Raw genomic sequence first — 19,273 nt, 5'->3', positions numbered from 1 at the left:
CGGCATGTTTCCGTACTATTCCCGATCCAAGCGTTTTGCGATGTGAAATTTACGCAAGTATACAATTGCCATATTATGACTGTCAATCCTAACTTCTTTCAATAGATCCCTTTCGCATCCCGCGGTAAATTTCTTACATGCTCCAGGTACTTGCTCATATGGATATCATCCGCTTCGTTGTAGACGTAGCCCAAATGCCCGGCCACTTCTCTCGCAAGCAGCCTGAACAATGCGCATGCCGCAGAGACGGACCCCCACATCTTCTCATCGTCGCTGTTTGAATACGTCTGCTCGTACATCTGCCAATACGATGCCGGCAAATACGTTTTCGTGTATTTCCCCATTTTGCCGACGGAGACCTGGAAATCCTGTTTCGTGCCCACCCACCAAGACACCATTTGATCCAAGCGTGGTCTGATGACGGTTTCGAACATTTGTTTCGCATAGGGCAATTCATCACGCCAGATGCCTTTGGCCACATTTTGCAGACACCACCAGAAATCATTGCAGCAGCCCAGATACAACGCCTCCGTAGGCTTCTTTACATGATAGTCCTGATCCGTCGGAGCAGGAATGGCCGGCAGGCAGCCATCCTTGTCCAGCAGCGGGACGGTCAGCTTGTCGCTGCCGTATCGGTCAAGCATCGCTTCTTTCGTTTCGATGTGAAGGTCGATCCGGTTGCCGTCCGCAAACAACATCAAATATCCGTATGAACGTTGAACATCCAGGTCCATGCCGATCGACAGGTCGTTTTTGTCAGGCTCCTGCATCATGATACGGTCACCGAATACGTCGACCCACGTGACATCCTGTATAAAAGAAGACGTTTCCGTGACGACGTACACGATGTCGTAATCCTGGAATATATCTTTCGGCACGTTCGCATTCGTACGCGATCCGTTCATGTACACGGCACGAATCCGTTCATCCTTTCGGGCAACGCCCAAAATCAAGTCAAACATCTCCTGTTCCGTTCTCACGAGATATCCCTCCTTTCGGAAATGGGGTGAGGCAGAACCGCCCCCGGCGCGTATTTATCCACATTCATTTACATTCACGATCAATGCGCTCATTTGCGCTTAGCATCTTACATATTTGCGTTTGAAGCCAAGCTGATTTTTGTCCACCGCTTTTTGAATGTTTTCGGAAGCATTCAGGAACTTGCTCTTGGGCTTGTCCTTTTGAACTTCGACCGGACCGATGGCTTTCGCCGTTTCCACAGCCTTCTCATGCAGCGGAACGTAGGAAACGGCCACGGTATATACGAAATTGTTCATCGCATACCGGGTTCGTTCGGGAGATTGATGGATCGTCTCCTGCACATTGGCCAGCATCCCGCTCAGCTTGCTTTCCGAAAATTCGCTGTCCGGGCGGTTGCCGAGCAGCCAGCAGTAACAACTCCAGCCTGCCGACATTTTCAGCTCTTCGCCGCTGGCAATCCATTTGTCCGCCACTTCCTGCGCAATATCCGTCTCGGACAGCGTCACGGCCACGATGTAATCGGAGATCATATAAAAATAAGCGTCCGCGATCCAGCGGTCGAAATCCGCCTCCGTCATCGCTTGGGGATCGGCAATGACGCCCGCAAAATACATTGCGTCATAGTTCCCTGTGGCGTATAACTGCTCGGCTAATGCCTGGTCCTTTTTGATTTTGCGGGCAATCGGTTTCATCGCTCCGGTTGCTACGCCAAAAAGCGGTTCGTGCGCACCGTTCGACATATATATTTTTTTCGTGCGTTCCTTTCCCAGCGCCTCAAGTTCCTGCATCACTTCTTCCAAATTCATGCAGCCACGCTCCTTGATTGATATAGTTAAAAAACGAATCAAGCAGCCGCACTTCCCTGTTTCCACATGCAGCTGCTTGGTCCAGACCTTGTATGCTCTTCTTTTCACCATTCTATTCGATACTTTTCAACGATTCAATCATATTGATTTTCGTCACTTTTACCCTGAGCAACAAGCTGCATAACGCGGTTAACAAAAAGGCAAAGAGGGCGGAAACCAGTATGACGGAAGGGCTCAACTGATCCGGAATTTGTTGATGGGTGCTCGACAGCGCCTTTACCACGATGGCATAAAAATAAATGCCCACAGGCATGGCGGCAATGACCGCAAAGGCGGTTAATATCCCGTTCTCCGCAAAGATAAGCCTGTTTATTTTGTGTTTGGGGTAACCCAATACCTTCAGCGTGGCAAGCTCGCGTTTCCGCTCGTAAATGTTGATGGAAGATATCGTGTATACGGCGCCGAAGGAGAGCAGAACGGCACTGATGATAAACATGATGAACATAAAGCGGTTTTGTTTGATGATATATTCCGCCGATGCCTTTAAATCCGTCTTGTCCGCAATGCTCTCCACCTGCTGATTCTGTTCAAAGAAGCTGCGGATGCCGGCAAGATTCGAAACATGATCGCTTTGAACCAAAAGCGAGGTCGGGCTGTAGCTGATGTTCAAACTGTCCAAATACGCTGGCGTGACGTAAAAGGATGGGTTGTTATATTGGTCTGAAATCTTTAGAACCTGCATATCCACGGTCTGGTTCCGATACTTCGGTTCTGTGAGCTTGAGCTGGATGGTGTCTCCTTCTGTAATGTTATAACGATCTGCATAGGATTTAGGCACAAGCGCCCCGTGATCCTCCAGAAAAATTTCATTGCCGTGTTCATCATAGAAATGAATGAGAGAGTTCTCTTTCTCCGTTGCCATCAACGTGGCATTTTCCTTCTCATTCCCTTTTACCAATTCAACAGGCAGGGCGGACAAAAAATAATGGTGTTTGATGCCGGAGGGCAGCTGCACCGTATCCGCAGACGAATCCGCCTTATAATCGACCTTGAAGTCATAGGTGTGTACCTTTTCGATTTGGTCGGCTATTTTTTGCAAGGCAGCCTGCGTCCCTAAGGCAGTGATTAACAGCACGGTGCTTGCAACGATGCCGATGGAGCTGGCCAGCGCTTTTCGTTTATTTAAAAACAAATTTCTCAAAATGAGCTTATGGCTGTAGGACGTCCGGCGCCACAACCCCGGAAAACGTTCGATAAACAGCTTTTTCATCGTTCTTGGCGGTTTGGGACGCATCGCTTGGGCTGCACGCTCTCTCAGGATGCTTCTACCGCTGAAGTACACGGACAGGAGCCCGAACAAAGCGGAGATCAGCATGGGCGGTATAAGCGAGAAGAATGAAAGTGAATAGGAGATGCCAGGCAATGCATAAGACCTTGCACTGGACGCCGTTACCAATGGAATGAACACCGCAGCGGCGATGACACACCCCATGACCGAACCTGCAATGCTTATGAGCACGGGGTATCCCATGTAGTGAAGCATGATGTTTCTGTCCTTGACCCCCAAGGCTTTCATAATCCCGATTTGATGCCGCTGCGAATCGATCGTCCTGGACATCGTAAGAAACAGAATGATGGCTGAGATCAAAAAGAGGACTAAAGGGATCACCTTGCTCATCATGCCATTGTTGTAAATCGTTTGATGAATCTGAGCGTAACCGAATGATCGCTCTTTGCTTAATTGGTCCAAGTAGGAAAGATTTTGGGATTGTCCTTCGATGACCTGGCCCAACTGATCCACGTCATAGCCTTCGCTGGCATCAACGAGCAATTCGTTATAATACAGGCGGCCTGTACCCGAAGCCTCGGCGATCGCTTCTTCTGGAATATAAGCAAATCCGTAGGCGGTATGGTCTTGCGTCGCATTTTTTTTCACATATTCCACATTTTCGACCAAACCGCTGATCGTAAACGCAAGCTCTCTTTCGTTCGCCACCAAATGAATCGTCTCGCCGACCTGATAATGATACGCTTGGGCATAGCGGGCATCCACGATGATCTCGTTTTTCTGTTGGGGGATGCGCCCCTCGATGATCTTAGGGGTATTGATCCGGTTGTCCGCGGGAATCGAATGGATCTTCAACGAAGTTTTATCCCCTTCGACATGCTGCGTCGCGTCCGTAGTGTACCGCGCTTCGATACGCTCGATGCCTTCCAATTGGTTTAGCCGAGCGGCGTCTTCTTTGGAAATATGATCGTAAACCACGTTCAAATCACTTCGATTATGCTGCGTGAAATAAGCTTCGATATAAGCACGCTGCTCTGTGCTGTAGCTGTTTAACCCCGCATAGAAAAACGCCCCCACCGCGACCACCAACGCCAAAGCGGTACATTGAACGAATGATTGTTTAACGTCCCTGAGCAGCTTCACGGCTAATTTCGTCATCATCATCACCATTCGATGCTTTCAACGCTTTGTTTATTGCCGTTCATCGTTACGCTTTCGATTTTCCCGCTCTTGACCCGGATGATTTTGTCCGCCATCGGAGCGATTGCGGAATTATGAGTGACCAGAACGACGCATTTTTTCATATTCCTGTTCACGTCTTGAAGAAGCTTGAGGACCGATTTGCCTGTTACGTAATCCAGGGCGCCGGTTGGTTCGTCGCAGAGCAGGAGCAGCGGATTTTTCGCAACAGCTCTGGCGATCGCGACGCGCTGCTGTTCTCCTCCGGAGAGCTGGGAGGGAAAGTTATTCATGCGATGCTTCAATCCGACTTGTTGTAAAAGATCGGCGGCATTCAGCCCGTTGCTGCCTACTTCAGTGGCAAACTCAACATTTTCCAGCGCATTCAGGTTCGGGATCAAGTTGTAGAACTGAAATACAAAGCCGACTTTTTGGCCCCGATAGGCCGTTAATGCTCTCTCGCTGGATTGGGTGAGATCCTGATCGCCAACGATCACATGACCCGAGGTAGCCGTATCCATGCCGCCGAGTATATTCAGAATCGTGCTTTTACCGGCACCGCTTGCGCCCAAAATAATGACGAACTCTCCCTCCTCGATGGAAAATTCCGCCCCGTCCAGAGCTCTGATCTGCACTTCCCCGATGTGGTATTCCTTGCTCACCTTCTTGAATTCGATGAACGTTTTCACTGCATCCCTCTCCTCGCATTGAATTTTCTGTCGGCCTCGATGTGCTTTATCTCCATGTTACACTCTACGGTAAATGAGACACCCGGCAAGCGATGTATTCCTCCATCAGCCCCAAGAAGGATTTCATTTGAAATCCCACTTATCAATCACACTAGGGCACTGCGAGTACAGCACCCTCTTCCGATTGGTCCTGCCTCTCCATTAACGTGTGAACATTTTTGAAGTTTATGTAGGACGCAAAAAGACCGCCATCCACCAAGGGATTGCGGGCATTCATCTTCATGAATCATTAGACGTATTTTATGGCTCTATGGTAAAATAGATCTCGAATATCCATTTCAAAACGAGGTATAAAAAAATGATCATCTCACATAATCTAGCAGCTTCAAATACGCTAAGAAGATTGCAGGAAAGCTCGAAGGTCGGTTCGAGTCGAATGGAGAAATTATCCTCGGGATTGCGGATCAATAAAGCGGCCGACGACGCGGCAGGATTGGCGATATCCGAAAAGATGCGGGCACAGATCAGAGGCTTGGACCAAGCGTCCAGAAACATCCAGGACGGTACTTCACTCATCCAGACTGCCGAGGGGGGGCTCGATGAAATCACCAGCATTTTGCAAAGGCAGAGAGAACTGATCATACAGGGCTTAAACGATACATACACCGATCAGGATCGGCTAATGATTGACCAGGAATTACGTCAGCTTACGAATCAAATCGACAGCATTTCGACAAACACAGAGTTTAATACCATCAACTTATTGGCGAGAGACGATTACGAAATACTTGCCGATCGTTCCAGCAGCAATACCGTCCATACCGTCAGCGATCCGCCTCCAACAACAACAATACATAAGTCCGTAGTATACAAACGACCGGGGGAGGCCGAAGAACCAAGGCATCTGGTAAGCAGTACGCAGACATCCACAACAAGCAGCACACATTCCAATACCAGCACCATTACGCCGATCGTTTCACCGGATTCAAGACAGGGGTATAACGAATATACGGTCGACACCAACACAACCACTGTCACAGATACAACAACGACGATCCATGAAAGCCTGATGCTGTCCAATGACCCTAAATATTCGGAACCCAGTTATTGGCATTCCGTTGGCACGAACCAAACCAGCTTCGGTCCGGAAGGCTTTGCCGATGTATATGGTTCATTATTCGAAAACGTTGAAGTCAACGGCAGCACAAGAGCCCTGGAATATACCTCACGCAGTAACCCCGGAACTGTTCCGGCTTGGGACTATATGTCGTTTCCCGGGACCAATCTATCCATAACGAGATTCCGAACCGTTTTGCCCGATAACTCCATGGAAATTAAATATGTCATTAATAATGGCGATCCATCGGACTCCAGTTTTAAACTGAGCAACGCAATGAATCCTCCGGTGGATTCTGTTGTCTATGATGCAAACGGAAATCCGTTTCTGGCCGGCACGAGTGTGATCACTCCCCCGTCCGGTAACACGCTTACTATGACGGGAACGGATGCCAACGCATCCATCACGTTTGACGATTCACTTGGTTTTACCTCCCCGACGGGGCTGACGGTAAATAATCCGGCGGGGGGAGAGCCTCAGGTTCATTTTGACTGGGATCTGACGATCCCTGGCGGTTCAAGCATCACTTTGGGTTTCTCATACGGACCTTTTTCCTTAAACATGGATGTGTTCGAATTCACCCGTGAAACGGAAGTAACCCAACATATCGAAAGAACCGTAGTTACGGATATTACGGATATCGACTATATACCGCCCAAGATTGACATTCAAACGGGAGCCAACGAAGGTGAATCCGTAAACATCCCTCTCTTCAATGTAGATGCCGAAGGCTTGGGGCTCACCGATATAGGACTGTTACCACCGTCAGATCCTGATCAAGCTTTGGTCCAAACCGACCGTGCTCTGGAGAAAGTGACGAGTTATCGCGGCGTATACGGGGCTCTACAAAACCGGTTGGAACATACATTAAACAATACGAACATTTCCACCACCAATTTGATCTCGGCGGAGTCACGTATTCGCGATGCCGATATAGGCAAAGAATTGTTGGGTATGACCAAATCCAATATTTTAACTCAAGCCGCCCAAGCGATGTTGGCGCAAGCCAATCAGAATCCCCAAACCATGCTGCAGTTATTAAAATAACGGATCATCTATGCACAAATCCCCCTTCCACATGGTTGGAAGGGGGGTTTGTCTATCCATTAACTTAAAAGCGTCTCCGAAGCTAGCGTAAACCCTTCGATTGCGACATCTTCGTCGACTTCAATCATGATGCAGCGTTTCCCTTGAAAATTCACCTGTTTCACATACCTTAAATCCTGCGGGCTCACCGAGATCGTGGCTACCTTGGTTTCGATTTTAATGGATTTGGAAGTAAACTTAGGCATGACGCTGGTCGCTTTCATTTCGTAGTTTCTGTCGTCCACGATCGTTTCGAAGGCACGCTCCACCTTTTCGCTCGTTACATCTTCTACGCCGCTTGCGGTCAGTACGCGCTCCACGTCTTTAAAATCCAGCTTTGCAGGTTCTTCCTCATGCGCCTCTTCATTGATCTCGATGACTCGGTTGATCTCCTCGTACACCTGTGCAATGGTCGCTGCGTCGAGTTCTTCGCCGGCCACTTCCTTGACGATATCTTCGAAGATCGCCCGTTCTTCCAGGGCCGTCACGGACCTCTCTCCATTCAAGACCTGTTCGACAAAGTGCGGGTCCGGGAAATTCGATTTGCCCGTACAATACAAAATCCGATTCACGTCGGAATAGTTGTCCGTCACGCTAGGGTATAGGAAACCCTGTTCCGGCGTGCTTAATTTGATAATCGGATCCACGATGACATTATATCTGAACTCCCGCTCCACATAATCGAACAAGAGCGTCTTCTTTTGTTTTTCCGTCGAATTTACGCTGGACAGAATGAATGGATGGGCAAAAACCTCGTTCTTTTCGCTCTCTTCTGTTGCCTCGTTTCTGGCCTTGGTCGGCAAATAGTATTGTCCCTTCACGAACGTGACCACCATATCCCGCTCATACTTGGCATCCGCCAACATTCTCTCCACGAGCATCAGCATCAAGTCCTGCCATTCCTCGGGATCGCCGGTCACGAGTGCCTGGTGGAGCAATACTTGCGCCGGTTCTTCCGCATCTTCCTGAAACTTCAACTCGAACAACTTCTGATCCAGTTCGCCGGTCAGCAGTTTTTTGAAATTGCCCATGTACAGCTCTTGCTTCTCCCGATCTACCAGCTCGAACGGCAGGCGCTCCCAGTGATAGATTTCATTGGTTTCCTTCGTAATATAGACATTGAGAATATCGTAAATATTCAGTAAATCGTGATCCAGCTTAAATTGCTTGCGAATATGCGCGATTTCTTTTTTGTTCATATGAGGTTCGGCAGCTCCTTAGAAATATTCTTGCTTATCGATATAAGTTGAACGAATGATTTTTACACGGAGCCACTACGTGGTCAGAACCATCTTCCGATCGCTGTTATCCCCAGATTTTTTTGATCCCCTTTGTTCAAGGGGAAAATCTGATGATAAATGCGAACGCTTCGCTTCTCCAGATTCTTTCTGCCCTCTTCGTTATCGTGTAAATGTCTGGTCCAACTCATATAGTATAAATTATTGAGCGAAAATTTGTTAACGATCTTGCGGCTTGACAACGCTGCGTCCGGGCTCTCCATTCTTCTGCTCCTGATCCTCCAGCAAAACGATCTGCTCGCCCCGCTGCTGCCGGATATGGATGTTCTCCCTGCCCCAGGAACACATCACTTCGACGATCTGATTGGCGGTCACGCCGTATTCCGTGAGACGATATTCGACTTTGGGCGGCATCTGTTGGTACACGTAGCGCTGGACGATGCCGTCCTGTTCAAGCTCGCGCAGCTGCTGGATCAATACCTTTTGCGAAATGCCCGGAATGCCCCGCTGCAGTTCGCTCGTTCTTTTGACGCCGGACATCAGCAAACAGATGATCAGCGCCTTCCACTTTCCCCCGATGATTTCCAGCGTGGCCTCGATGCCTAAATGATATTGCTTCATGCACGGACACCTCGTTCATTCTGGTCTTAACCGCATGGGCCTGATCCTCTATTGTTGCATATTTGACCACCCTAGTCGAGTACATACCTTGAGGTAACTACCTTACTTCATTGTGTGTATTTTCTTTTCTACGGACCTGCAACATAATGGGGTTATTCCAAATAAACGAGGCAAGGCACATCCAAATACACATTTGAATTTTGGCCTGTGAAAGGATTTGAACGATGAAAACACTGGTGATTTTGGCACATCCGAATATAGAGGCTTCGAGGGTCAATCGGCGCTGGAAAGAAGAGCTGCTGAAGTATTCGGACGATATTGCCATACATGAAATTTACAAAGCATACCCCGACTGGAACGTTGACGTTCCGAAAGAACAAGAGCTGCTGGAAGGGTACGACCATGTGGTCTTTCAATTCCCAGTCTATTGGTACAGTTATCCCCCGTTATTGAAAAAATGGTTCGACGATGTGTTCGCGCACGGCTGGGCTTACGGATCGAAAGGCGACAAGCTCCAAGGAAAACGGTTCGGGCTTGCCCTGTCCATCGGCGACAAAGAGGAAAATTACCGGCCAGAGGGCTCGGTTTCGTTTACCGTGGATGAAGTGATCGCTCCGTTCAAAGCCAGCGCAAAACATGTGGGCGCGTCGGTGCTCCCCTATTTCGCCGTCTTTGGGTCTTCGTTTCAGGCCAGCGATGAGCACATCGACCAAAGCGCCGAACAGTATGTCCAGCATATTTTGAAAGACCAGCAATATAGCGTTTCTTGATTCATTTTCGATATTTGTGATAAAAAAAGCTCCTGCTCATCTGATTTAAGATTTGCAGGAAAGCCATGATTGCGAATGAAACATGGAGGTACGGAAATGCTCCGCAACTCCATATTCATGTTGCTCTGTTTCGGCGCCGCTTACCGTTTCAAACACCGTTATGCGAGGAACCCGCCGACCATGTGTACCGGGTCCTTTTCATTCGAACAATCGCTGATGCTGATGAAAGAATTGATAAAAAAATCGTACATTGTCCAGTTCGTACCATTCTGCCGTCTGCAAAACCTTGGCATCGAGATTGTAGATCTTTGCATGAAGCGTTCCGAGAACAAAGGGAGAATGCGAAGCAATGACAAATTGGCAATCGAAATACCGCGCCAGATCGTTCATCTGCTCTGCCAGCTTGATTTGGTTCGCCGGAGAAAGCGACGTTTCCGGTTCGTCCAACAAATACAGCTGCCCGGGAAGCAAATATTCCTCAAAAAACTGCATCGAGGTTTCCCCATTCGAATATTTCTCCTGCGCGAATTGAATGTTGGCCATTTGCTTTTTGAATTCATACGACTGCTCCAGTTTCTCTACCTCTTCCCTGCTCTTCCCCTGTACGGCCTGCTCATATAACAATCCCTCGCGCAGCACGCTGGACTGCTGTATTTTCTTGATTTCATACAATATATCCTCTGACTTGATGTACCGGCTCCCATCGGGAAGCTTGTATATGCGACGCTCCTGATCATCATGCCCGAGTTCGTAGCTGCTTTCCTCAATAAAGCGCTGGGCATAAATATTGTGGCCGTAACTGGTCATTCGCTCAGAGCCCGTAATTTCCAATTTATTAGCGATTAAATTCAGCAAACTTGATTTGCCGGAGCCGTTGCTGCCATATAATACGGTAATCCGGTCAAACAAAAGAACTTCCCCTGCAATGTGCTTGAACACATGATCGGGATAGATATTGGGATTGCTGGAGATATACGGGGAAAGTTTGAAGCTCCCTAGATACAGCATCGTCTCGCTCCCCCTTTCGGAAAATCATGCGAGTTTGGCACTCGTGTTGGCCATTATTCTATGGTGTAACCGTTCCGCCCAAGTACCGTTCATTCTACTCAAGCACAGTCCAAATATCCAATGCCGACAAACGAATGGCCTCATGCTCATGATTCCGGTAAGCTCTCAAACGGTCAGCACAAGCCTCATCCCACAATAGCGCCGTTCCGGCAGCCTTCAGCAAAGAAAGCCCGATATACTGAGCCGCAAATGACTGCCGTGCTCGCAATCTGTCCACGAGATCCAGAATCGCCTCCGGTCTCCAATACGCCTTGCTGGCATTTACTGCCTGCGTTATTTGTCTGTAGGCGTAATCCAACAAATGCGGGTGGGCGTCCGCCATTTGAATAACCGGTTCCAGCCGTACGTCAGCTTTATCCGCCTGGTTCCATTCGACAACCGCCAAATATAACTTGATTACGGCTGGTTTCATCGTTTCTTTGGACTTGAGGACATCGATCATGCCTAAATATAGAGGAATGAGCACCCGCCTTGCATTTTGGGGCAGCGCGGCAAGCCTGTCCACCAATGCCAGCAAACGTTGTCGCTCCGGAACATCCCGCTCGGCGGCAGCGTTCCATTCGGCCTTCGTCTCCGTGTCGGCCAACTGCCTGCCGACGTCGATGACCTGATCATTCACTTTTCCGTCACGGCAGGCCGCAATGAGGGTATCCAGCGCGGTTTTCCACCTGGCATTGTCCTCCAAATCAATGATCGCCTTGCCCGCGGAGGCCGCGATCGTCTCTTCGTTTCCGTTTACCCAAAGGCTCATCGTTTGGAAAGCGGCTTTTGCCACAACGGCATCGTCATGGTCTGCGATTTCGGTAATCAACTGCAAATACCTTGGTCGATCCTTCTCGGGAAGCTCCCCTGAATGCTGGTTCAGCAGACTTCGTGCGATGTCCCGCTGCGGGGAAGAAGCCATGGTGCCCAGCATGGTCCAGCTGCGTTCATCGTCCAGACATTGTCTTGCGGCATGGCCTATGGCGATGACTACATCTTTGTGTACATTCGGTTTCTCGTATTCGCGAATGAGAAGCGTCATGCTCTCACTGCTTTTATAAGCACCGAGCAGCCGGATGGCCTCTTTTCTGACCGTAATTTTCAATTTCTCCCGATTCAGCAGGTCCGAAAGCAGCGACGTCAACAACACCGGGCTCACCCTGCGCATGCATCTAGGGATCGAATACATGGCGACACGAGCACGGTCTCCGTCCAGGTTGTCCAACAACACAGGCAGTGCCTGCTCCGGCTCTTCCCACAACGAATAGGCATAAAGCGCTGCTTCTACAACATGCACTTCCTCGTCCTGCAACAGGACTTCCAGTTGATCGGAGCAATAATCGGGCATGCTTGCCAAGCTGCGCATCGCGGATGCACGTTCATGGAAACTCCGTTTGCCATCCAGTGCCACCCGCTCCAGCAGGGATGCGAGCGCCTTTTGCTGGCGCGGCAGCCACCGATGAAACCCGTTATGGGCAGGCACAACATAAATCGTTTTACCCGACAAGTGTTTGCCTTTGATCACTTTCCCCGAGATGAAGGGGTCGAGCCATTCCTGGCGCTTCAGGTGCAGATGCATAAATACGTCGTGGAACGAGATAAAGGATGGATCTCTGTCCAGCAGTTCTCTGACCCTCTCATCCCGCGTTTTATACGGAAGCAGCCAATAGCGGACTGCCTGAGTCGACACCGTTTTGGCATGCACCAGTTCCTCCAGCAAAAGCTGAAGCTTGGGCAATCGCTCCACCGCTTTGCCGAACGAACCAGCCATCCGCAGGACCACATTATCGTTTTCACGCTTGTTGGCTTCCACGCCAAAGGCATAAATCGTCTCGAACAACGTTTCCAGTGCACGGCTTGGCATGCTGTCCCAGTCCATGGAGAAGGGCGCAAACTGCCCGTCCCGCATAGCCAGTCTTCCAAACGTTCTCAAGGCGAACTTGAACAGTTCGCTCTCCGGCTCCAATGCATGTTCTCGCAATATAGCAAAAGCCAGCTTCTCCGTGGCGGACCTGGTCCCATATGACGTATCTCTGGCCTCGATCACGCTATCTACCAGCAAAGTCAGGTCGTCGATATGCTCTTCCGCAAACATGGTTGCGGGGCAGTTGGACAGTTCGACCATCACCACAAAGCGTACCGGGTCTTGGTCGTTTTTGACCCGGGTCAGGAAACGCAGCGTTTCATCCATCCCGCGCCTTGATAAAGCGGTGCTTCGAATGAGATGCCCGTAGGCCGCAGCACGCTCATCCGCATTGGACACCTGCACGGCTTGCTCCAGCTTCTCCCTAGAATGAGCAATTAATCGGCGCGCCGTCATTTCGAGCATGTTGTCCCGATCATCCCGAATATCGCGCAGTTCCAGCATGCGGGCGGCTTCTTTATCGCGCAGTCGATGCGGCAGCACGTCCAATAACTGTTTTGGGAAAACGCGCGTCTTGCGCTCATTCTCCGGATATGCCGCATCAAACATCGCCGCGCGGCACGACGGAGCAAGTGCATCCAGCACCTTGGCGACATGCAGGGGTTGATCGGCGAGCAATACTGTCAGCGTTGTCCATTGTGCTGCGGTGAACCATTTTTTCTTTTTCAGGACGCCTGCGGGCACGCCGTGATTCAGAAGATACCCTCGTGCCTCCTCCCGGGTCAGCAGCTCGAATACGCCTTCGGGACTTGCCTGGATCAGAATGCCCAATTGCCGCTTGAGCACGGGGTGAATCGTATCCGTTGGTCCATGCTTCAACGCACATTCCAGAACGACCGCTGGTCTTGAGACGCTTAACACTTCGATCGCGGAAGAAAGTCTCCACCATATATATGCCTTTTCTTGATGCGTGGCGTTCTGCAAAGATTTCTCCAAATAATCCGCAACCAGTTCGGGATAACGCTTCGTTAAGATCCGCCAATTTCGCAGCGCATACCCAAGCTCCGGAAGCCGGCTGCGAACCGTCTCCTCGCTGCATACAGACAAGATCAACGAAGCTTCTTGTGCGCCCCACCGGGCAAGCACGAGCGGCAGCAGTCGTTCCGCCCAATCCTGACGATATGTATTCACGATGCTCCGCAGCAGTTGACGGCGGCCATGGTACGACAGCGCAACAATTGCGGCTTCGATCGAATAATTGGAATCTGTAACGACTTCGGGCAGCAGCCCGGCCGCCCGTCCTCTAACGCCTGCTTTTGGATGCTCAAGGGCAAGCAAAACAGCTTGGGTATCCTTCACTACGCTGGCACCGCTTAAAGCCAGATGCGCCTCATAGGCGGTGCCGCTTTCCAGTAAAGCGATGAGCAGCGCAGAATACGCCGCCTCGTCTTGATGCTGACGCCCCAAAAGCGCAATGTGCTTCATTCTTTCCGAGTAACCGAGTGAATCCAATTCTTTGAGTACTTGCTCTTTGTCTAACGGATTATGGTTCAATCTCATGATGGGTGTATCTCTCCCTTCTATGTCTTGTAACCGGATGAAAGCATCCGTGCAATCATTTCGCACAGAAGCTCGAAAGGTTATAACTTCTGCGCAAGCGCGGGCTTCTCCTGTTTGAAGGCCTTGTTTCGCGAAGGCTTATGCCGTGGATTAGACTCTTATGAGCAGCCTCAATCATATAGGCGGATCAAATGTTTTTCCCATAAATTCTTGCAGTATATATGACGCAAGGACGTGCAATGAAGTTTGCTCAGACAGACCGAAACGCTGCATTAAAAATAGAGATGACTTCCGGCCCCTTTCACGGACCTTCGAGTCACCTCTATTTGCTCAACAAGTTTGCTATTCAAGTTCAGACACAGATCAAGAAAGTGTTACAACCACAGAGACTTATTCAGCAACAGCAGGGTACAAATCTCTTTGCAGCTTCTTAGTTGCCCCAGTATTGCTTGGCAATCTTCTGACCCTGGTCGATTTTCGCCCATTGCTCGGCTTCGCTGAGTTCGTTACCACCATCGCAGGACGCAAATCCGCATTGGTGGGACAGCAGCAAGCGATCCTTGTCAATGATTTTGGATGCTTCGTCCAGCAGACGATATACACGCTCTTCATCGTCAAGGGTGTTGGTTTTGGACGACAGCAGCCCCAGTACAATCTCCGTTTCAGGGCGGTCCTTGAATACTTCCAGCGCTTCAAGCGAACCTGCGCGCTCATCGTCCCATTCCAGGAAGAAGCGGTCATATTTCAACTGTTTCAGGAACAGATTCGCGATTTTCGCATAAGATCCGCCGCCCATGTTGCGGGAATCATAGTTGCCGCGGCAGTTATGCGTCCACATTTTCAAGCCCAGGCTATGACCGAAGTCGATCACCGTATTGTTAATGTCAATAAATTCAGTGGCCAGCCCTGCCACTTCCTCTTGATTGATATGCTCGCCTGTAAACGGAGAGTTCGGGTTGTCGTCCGCAAACAGCTCCCACAAGCAATCATCGAATTGCAGGATTTTGCCGCCCGCCGCAGCGAACTCCTCCACGAATTCCTTATATGCACGCACCAGACCTTCTTTGAGCTCCTGTTTGTTCTGGTAAACGGCATCCTTGCCGCCAATGTTATCCGACCAAGAGAGTTCACCGAAAATATGGGAAGGAGACGGTACACAAAGCTTGGTTTGCTGGTCGCCAGCCGTCTCTTGCAGTTGTTTGAATACTTGGATGAAATGATGATTTTTGCCGCTCAACTCGCCCGTAATGCGCAAACCGATATCTTTGCGTGTTTCATATTTCGATGTGCCGTCCACATCTCTGAAAAAATAGCCATGATCTGCGATATAACGCTCTACGCCATCAAAGCCCCACACAAAATCCAGATGCCACATCGATTTGGAGAACTCGCCGTCCGTAATCACCGACAGGTCATGCTCGATTTCTTTCTTTACAACCTGCTCAATGGCTTGCGCCTCGCACTGCGCATACCCTTCAAAGTTTTCATAGAACGGATATTGGATATCATCACGATGCTCAATTTGCGTTTTATATTTCAACAATTCCTCAGGACGCAACAAACTGCCTACGATCTGGAACTTATCAGTCATGTAAAAAACCCCCTCGTTGTATATGGCCTATCATATCACGCAGAGTAGGGTTAGTAGGATTACTTAAAAAACATAACTAGTTATAGTTAAAAGCTATAGCAAGAAAGGACTATATAAATCTGTAATAAATCACATCAGGCCACTGCGAGCGCAGTACCATCTTCCGATCACTGTTATCCCCCTGATTAATTCTTATTACATTACAATACATGTATACTAGCGCTATTTATCTATTCAATGACTAGAAATATTTGGTATAATCGTTACGCGATAGAAAGGCTGATATGGGCGGTCGGCTAATCTCCCTGAAGGGAGGTGATGCCTTGTGACAGTGTTTGAAGCGATGATGCTGATGCTAACCTTTGGTTCGCTGATTGCAGCGCTGCTGTCCAATAAACACAAGTAGACCGCCCTCCCATGCAAAGGTTGCGGTCTACTTGATCGTGTTCCTCTTGTTAAGCCCACCGCCCTTAAAAGCGGCTATTGCGCGGAGAGTCGTGTTACAGCACGGCTCTCTTTGCATTATAAGCTGTTCTTTCCCTTATTATAACATCATGGAAGAGGATTTCAATCTTGATGTGCTCATCAATGGAACGAGGGAGCCTTTATAATTACCCGTCGTATCTCAAAATGGAGACTTAATTTCCACGTTCCTCCGCCCCTTCATCATCCTTGCTTCCAAACTCATCAAGCAATGTACGCACTTCACTTGTGGATTTAGCGTTCATTAAGTTATTTCTAAGTTCGCTTGCGCCTCGAAATCCACGGACATAGATTTTAAAGAAGCGGGCAAGAGGGCTGAACGAACGCGGCTCCTGTGCTGAGTATTGATCATAGAGATCCAGATGCAGCCGAAGCAGACCAAGCAATTCTTCACTGCTGTGTTCCTTCGGCTCTTTCTCAAAAGCAAACGGATTCTGGAAAATACCGCGTCCAATCATAATGCCATCCACGCCGTATTGTTCAGCGAGCTTCAAGCCAGTCTGACGGTCAGGAATATCCCCGTTAATGGTCAGCAGTGTATCTGGCGCCACCTCGTCGCGAAGTTTTTTAATCTCCGGAATCAGTTCCCAGTGAGCATCGACTTTGCTCATTTCTTCCCTGGTGCGCAGATGAATCGACAGATTTACAATGTCTTGTTTCAAAATATGGGTTAACCAGTCGCGCCATTCGTCTACGGCAGTGAAGCCAAGCCTTGTTTTCACACTGACGGGCAGTCCTCCGGCTTTGGCAGCCTGGATGATTTCCGCTGCAGTTTCAGGACGGCAGATCAGGCCGCTCCCCTTTCCATTCTCGGCTACATTCGCTACAGGACAACCCATATTGATATCGATGCCCTTAAAGCCTTCTTTCGCCATACCGATACTCATTTCACGGAAATATTCCGGCTTATCCCCCCAGATATGGGCGACCATGGGCTGTTCATCCTCTGTAAACGTCAAACGCCCGCGCACACTTTTATTCCCCTCCGGGTGGCAATAGCTCTCTGTATTCGCAAACTCCGTAAAAAACACGTCCGGTCTGGCTGCTGCGCTTACGACATGGCGAAACACCACATCCGTCACATCTTCCATCGGTGCCAGTATAAAAAAAGGCCGTGGCAAATCACGCCAAAAATTGTTCGTCATCTCAAAAACCCCTCTATAATATCAGGACAACTCTTTGTCCTCGAAAATAAAAAAAATTAACCCTTCATGCCCTTGCTTCATCTTCACTTATAACATGCTTTAGCAACGTAGTTCAAACGACAGTCACGGTATATGTTATATGGCAGACATCTAAATGAGTATATCATACCCAAGAGACCAGCAGACTCCCCAATGAACTCGCAAAAAAAGGAAGGGCGCCGCCCCTCCCTGCTTACCTCCGATGGATGACACGATGTGCCTCGTCAATGAAAGATGTTTGTTGTCATAACGTACTGCGCCGCAGCTCATAAAAATACTGCACGGCGGGATGTTTTAATTTTACCTTATCCGACATATTTAAAATTCGCTTTTTGCCAACTCGCTTGTCCACCAAAGCCAAAATATTCAGTAAAATATCGTTGCTCTCCAGACTTTCCTCGATTGAAGTCGACAAGAACGTCGTCGCTGTAACGGTAAAATTGGATTTGCTTAACGCGGTCTGCGCGGCTAAAAGCTCTTTAGCAAGCTCTGAAATTTTCCGACTTCTTGCAATGACTTTTAGACGATCCTCGGGAATCGTGCCTTTGGCATCTTTTCGGACCGCTTCAATGTCTTCAACGCTAATCGGGATGTAGAGTTCCGGATCATTTTTGATTTCCTGCTCTGTCTTATACCAACGGATGGAGCTAGTTGCATCACTCATATTAAGCACGTTCTTTTTATCTACAGTGAGATAACAACTTCCGGATTTATCAGGTAGATAACGGTAACTGGTTGCCCGAAATTCGACCCTTTCATTTAACGCAGGAGAGATGAAACTCTCCAAATTTTGCTTCAATTTACTCCAGGACATGGTCCCTCCTATGTTTTAAGACCTATTATCTGTATTTCTCGGCTGTTAGGCGTTTTTTTTGAAAGGTGTGGCATTTATAACTTACTATATATTTTACATCATTTATTCTGTTTACTGTAGGGCTTGTGTATGTATCCGCAGCCAACACTGCAACGCCATTTAAAACATCCTCGAAATCCCTTGAATTAGCGAAAATTTTCAGAAAGTTTAGTTTAAACGATAAATTATATATATTGTTTTATTGTAAAATAGATATTGAATCTACCTAAAAAGTCATACTTTTTATAATGAGGGCTTAGGAGGAATCCGATTGATGGAATCTTATTGGGAGCACAGGTTCGAAACGGAAGGGAAAATTTGGGGAGAAGATCCTAGCCAAAGTGTATATAAAGCAATATCGCTTTTTAGGCAATATAATTTTAAAAATATTCTAGTCCTAGGTGCCGGATATGGACGAAATACAAAAGAATTATCGAATTCTTTTGACGTAGACGGGATTGAAATTTCTTCTACTGCAATCAAACACGCTAAGGAATTTGATACAAGGACTAATTTTATTCATTCATCTATTTTTGATATCGAATTAGAAAAGAAATATGACGCGATATTCTGTTATAATCTTCTTCATTTATTCAAACAGCAAGAAAGACTTCTAATCATAGACAAATGCAAAAAACTTCTTAAGAAAAATGGATTAGGCTTCTTTACTGTTTTTTCAGACAAAGACAGCAATAAAAAAGGGACTGAGATTGAACCCTTTACATATGAATATAAACAAGGAAAAATCGCTCATTTTTTTACTGATGATGACCTACGAGAGCATTTCAAAGACTTCACTATTTTGGAAACTTCTCATTTCAAGGAGCAGCTCGCTTACACTCATCACAGTAATGCTTGGATTCAGCTAAGATCCATTATTATCACCAAAAAATAATGCAAAATACTGTCATTC

At 48.3% G+C, this 19,273-nt stretch carries 15 protein-coding genes and 1 other annotated feature (1 of these 16 running past the window's edge); of the genes, 4 read left to right on the top strand and 11 right to left on the bottom strand.

Translation table 11 applies throughout. The features are described from left to right. Nucleotides 1-38 (bottom strand) — a binding site (T-box leader); it reaches 211 nt to the left of the window's first position. A 60-nt stretch (nucleotides 39-98) separates the two neighbouring features. The 4 genes from SNR34_RS04300 to SNR34_RS04285 form a co-directional block, all read right to left on the bottom strand. Further along, entirely contained in the window at nucleotides 99-980 is an 882-nt protein-coding gene (locus SNR34_RS04300) for an aminoglycoside 6-adenylyltransferase (RefSeq protein ID WP_236420658.1), read from the bottom strand. Nucleotides 981-1,079: 99 nt separating this feature from the next. Further along, nucleotides 1,080-1,787: a DNA alkylation repair protein gene (locus tag SNR34_RS04295; protein ID WP_339276108.1), complete on the bottom strand. Its 708-nt coding sequence runs from the start codon at nucleotides 1,785-1,787 to the stop codon at nucleotides 1,080-1,082. Nucleotides 1,788-1,899: 112 nt separating this feature from the next. Further along, nucleotides 1,900-4,233 (bottom strand): ABC transporter permease, encoded by a 2,334-nt coding sequence (locus SNR34_RS04290; RefSeq protein WP_486182395.1) that lies wholly within the window; start codon nucleotides 4,231-4,233, stop codon nucleotides 1,900-1,902. A 5-nt stretch (nucleotides 4,234-4,238) separates the two neighbouring features. Continuing rightward, on the bottom strand, nucleotides 4,239-4,943 hold the full coding sequence (locus SNR34_RS04285; protein ID WP_486181218.1) for an ABC transporter ATP-binding protein: 705 nt from the start codon (nucleotides 4,941-4,943) through the stop codon (nucleotides 4,239-4,241). Between the two features lie 358 nt (nucleotides 4,944-5,301). On the opposite strand from SNR34_RS04285, the gene SNR34_RS04280 reads away from it, so the two are divergent. Next, the gene (locus SNR34_RS04280; protein ID WP_486181217.1) at nucleotides 5,302-7,107 is read left to right on the top strand and encodes a flagellin; all 1,806 of its coding nucleotides are present in this window, start codon (nucleotides 5,302-5,304) and stop codon (nucleotides 7,105-7,107) included. A 59-nt stretch (nucleotides 7,108-7,166) separates the two neighbouring features. On the opposite strand, the gene SNR34_RS04275 is transcribed toward SNR34_RS04280, so the two are convergent. Both SNR34_RS04275 and SNR34_RS04270 read right to left on the bottom strand, forming a co-directional pair. Continuing rightward, nucleotides 7,167-8,345 carry a DUF4317 domain-containing protein gene (locus SNR34_RS04275; protein ID WP_486181216.1) on the bottom strand — a complete coding sequence of 393 codons (1,179 nt, stop codon included), beginning with the start codon at nucleotides 8,343-8,345 and terminating at the stop codon, nucleotides 7,167-7,169. 258 nt (nucleotides 8,346-8,603) lie between these two features. Next, nucleotides 8,604-9,005: a winged helix-turn-helix transcriptional regulator gene (locus SNR34_RS04270; protein ID WP_339276101.1), complete on the bottom strand. Its 402-nt coding sequence runs from the start codon at nucleotides 9,003-9,005 to the stop codon at nucleotides 8,604-8,606. Between the two features lie 224 nt (nucleotides 9,006-9,229). Here SNR34_RS04270 and SNR34_RS04265 point away from each other — a divergent pair, with 224 nt between their 5' ends. Continuing rightward, nucleotides 9,230-9,775, top strand: a complete 546-nt coding sequence (locus SNR34_RS04265; RefSeq protein ID WP_236420652.1) for an NAD(P)H-dependent oxidoreductase — start codon at nucleotides 9,230-9,232, stop codon at nucleotides 9,773-9,775. A gap of 198 nt (nucleotides 9,776-9,973) precedes the next feature. Here the strand turns inward: SNR34_RS04265 and SNR34_RS04260 are convergent, their stop codons facing one another. The 3 genes from SNR34_RS04260 to SNR34_RS04250 all read right to left on the bottom strand — a co-directional run bounded on the left by SNR34_RS04260 (nucleotide 9,974) and on the right by SNR34_RS04250 (nucleotide 15,840). Continuing rightward, the gene (locus tag SNR34_RS04260; RefSeq protein WP_486181215.1) at nucleotides 9,974-10,783 is read right to left on the bottom strand and encodes an AAA family ATPase; all 810 of its coding nucleotides are present in this window, start codon (nucleotides 10,781-10,783) and stop codon (nucleotides 9,974-9,976) included. A gap of 94 nt (nucleotides 10,784-10,877) precedes the next feature. Beyond that, nucleotides 10,878-14,249, bottom strand: a complete 3,372-nt coding sequence (locus tag SNR34_RS04255; protein ID WP_486181214.1) for a HEAT repeat domain-containing protein — start codon at nucleotides 14,247-14,249, stop codon at nucleotides 10,878-10,880. A 430-nt stretch (nucleotides 14,250-14,679) separates the two neighbouring features. Then, complete coding sequence (locus SNR34_RS04250; RefSeq protein WP_339276095.1) at nucleotides 14,680-15,840, bottom strand: cobalamin-independent methionine synthase II family protein; 1,161 nt, start codon at nucleotides 15,838-15,840, stop codon at nucleotides 14,680-14,682. A gap of 325 nt (nucleotides 15,841-16,165) precedes the next feature. Between SNR34_RS04250 and SNR34_RS04245 the strand changes: the two genes are divergently transcribed. Then, nucleotides 16,166-16,246, top strand: a complete 81-nt coding sequence (locus SNR34_RS04245; RefSeq protein ID WP_356724473.1) for a putative holin-like toxin — start codon at nucleotides 16,166-16,168, stop codon at nucleotides 16,244-16,246. Between the two features lie 232 nt (nucleotides 16,247-16,478). Here SNR34_RS04245 and SNR34_RS04240 read toward each other — a convergent pair whose 3' ends face one another. After that, nucleotides 16,479-17,468, bottom strand: a complete 990-nt coding sequence (locus SNR34_RS04240; RefSeq protein WP_343262190.1) for a tRNA dihydrouridine synthase — start codon at nucleotides 17,466-17,468, stop codon at nucleotides 16,479-16,481. A gap of 283 nt (nucleotides 17,469-17,751) precedes the next feature. Continuing rightward, nucleotides 17,752-18,321, bottom strand: a complete 570-nt coding sequence (locus tag SNR34_RS04235) for an SF0329 family protein (RefSeq protein ID WP_339276092.1) — start codon at nucleotides 18,319-18,321, stop codon at nucleotides 17,752-17,754. A gap of 313 nt (nucleotides 18,322-18,634) precedes the next feature. On the opposite strand from SNR34_RS04235, the gene SNR34_RS04230 reads away from it, so the two are divergent. After that, nucleotides 18,635-19,255 (top strand): class I SAM-dependent methyltransferase, encoded by a 621-nt coding sequence (locus SNR34_RS04230; protein WP_486181213.1) that lies wholly within the window; start codon nucleotides 18,635-18,637, stop codon nucleotides 19,253-19,255. Nucleotides 19,256-19,273: the final 18 nt, after the last annotated feature.

This window comes from Paenibacillus sp. XP01, from assembly GCF_057364885.1.
Note: the sequence above shows the minus strand (reverse complement) of the source record. Positions and strands in the feature narration are given on the sequence as shown.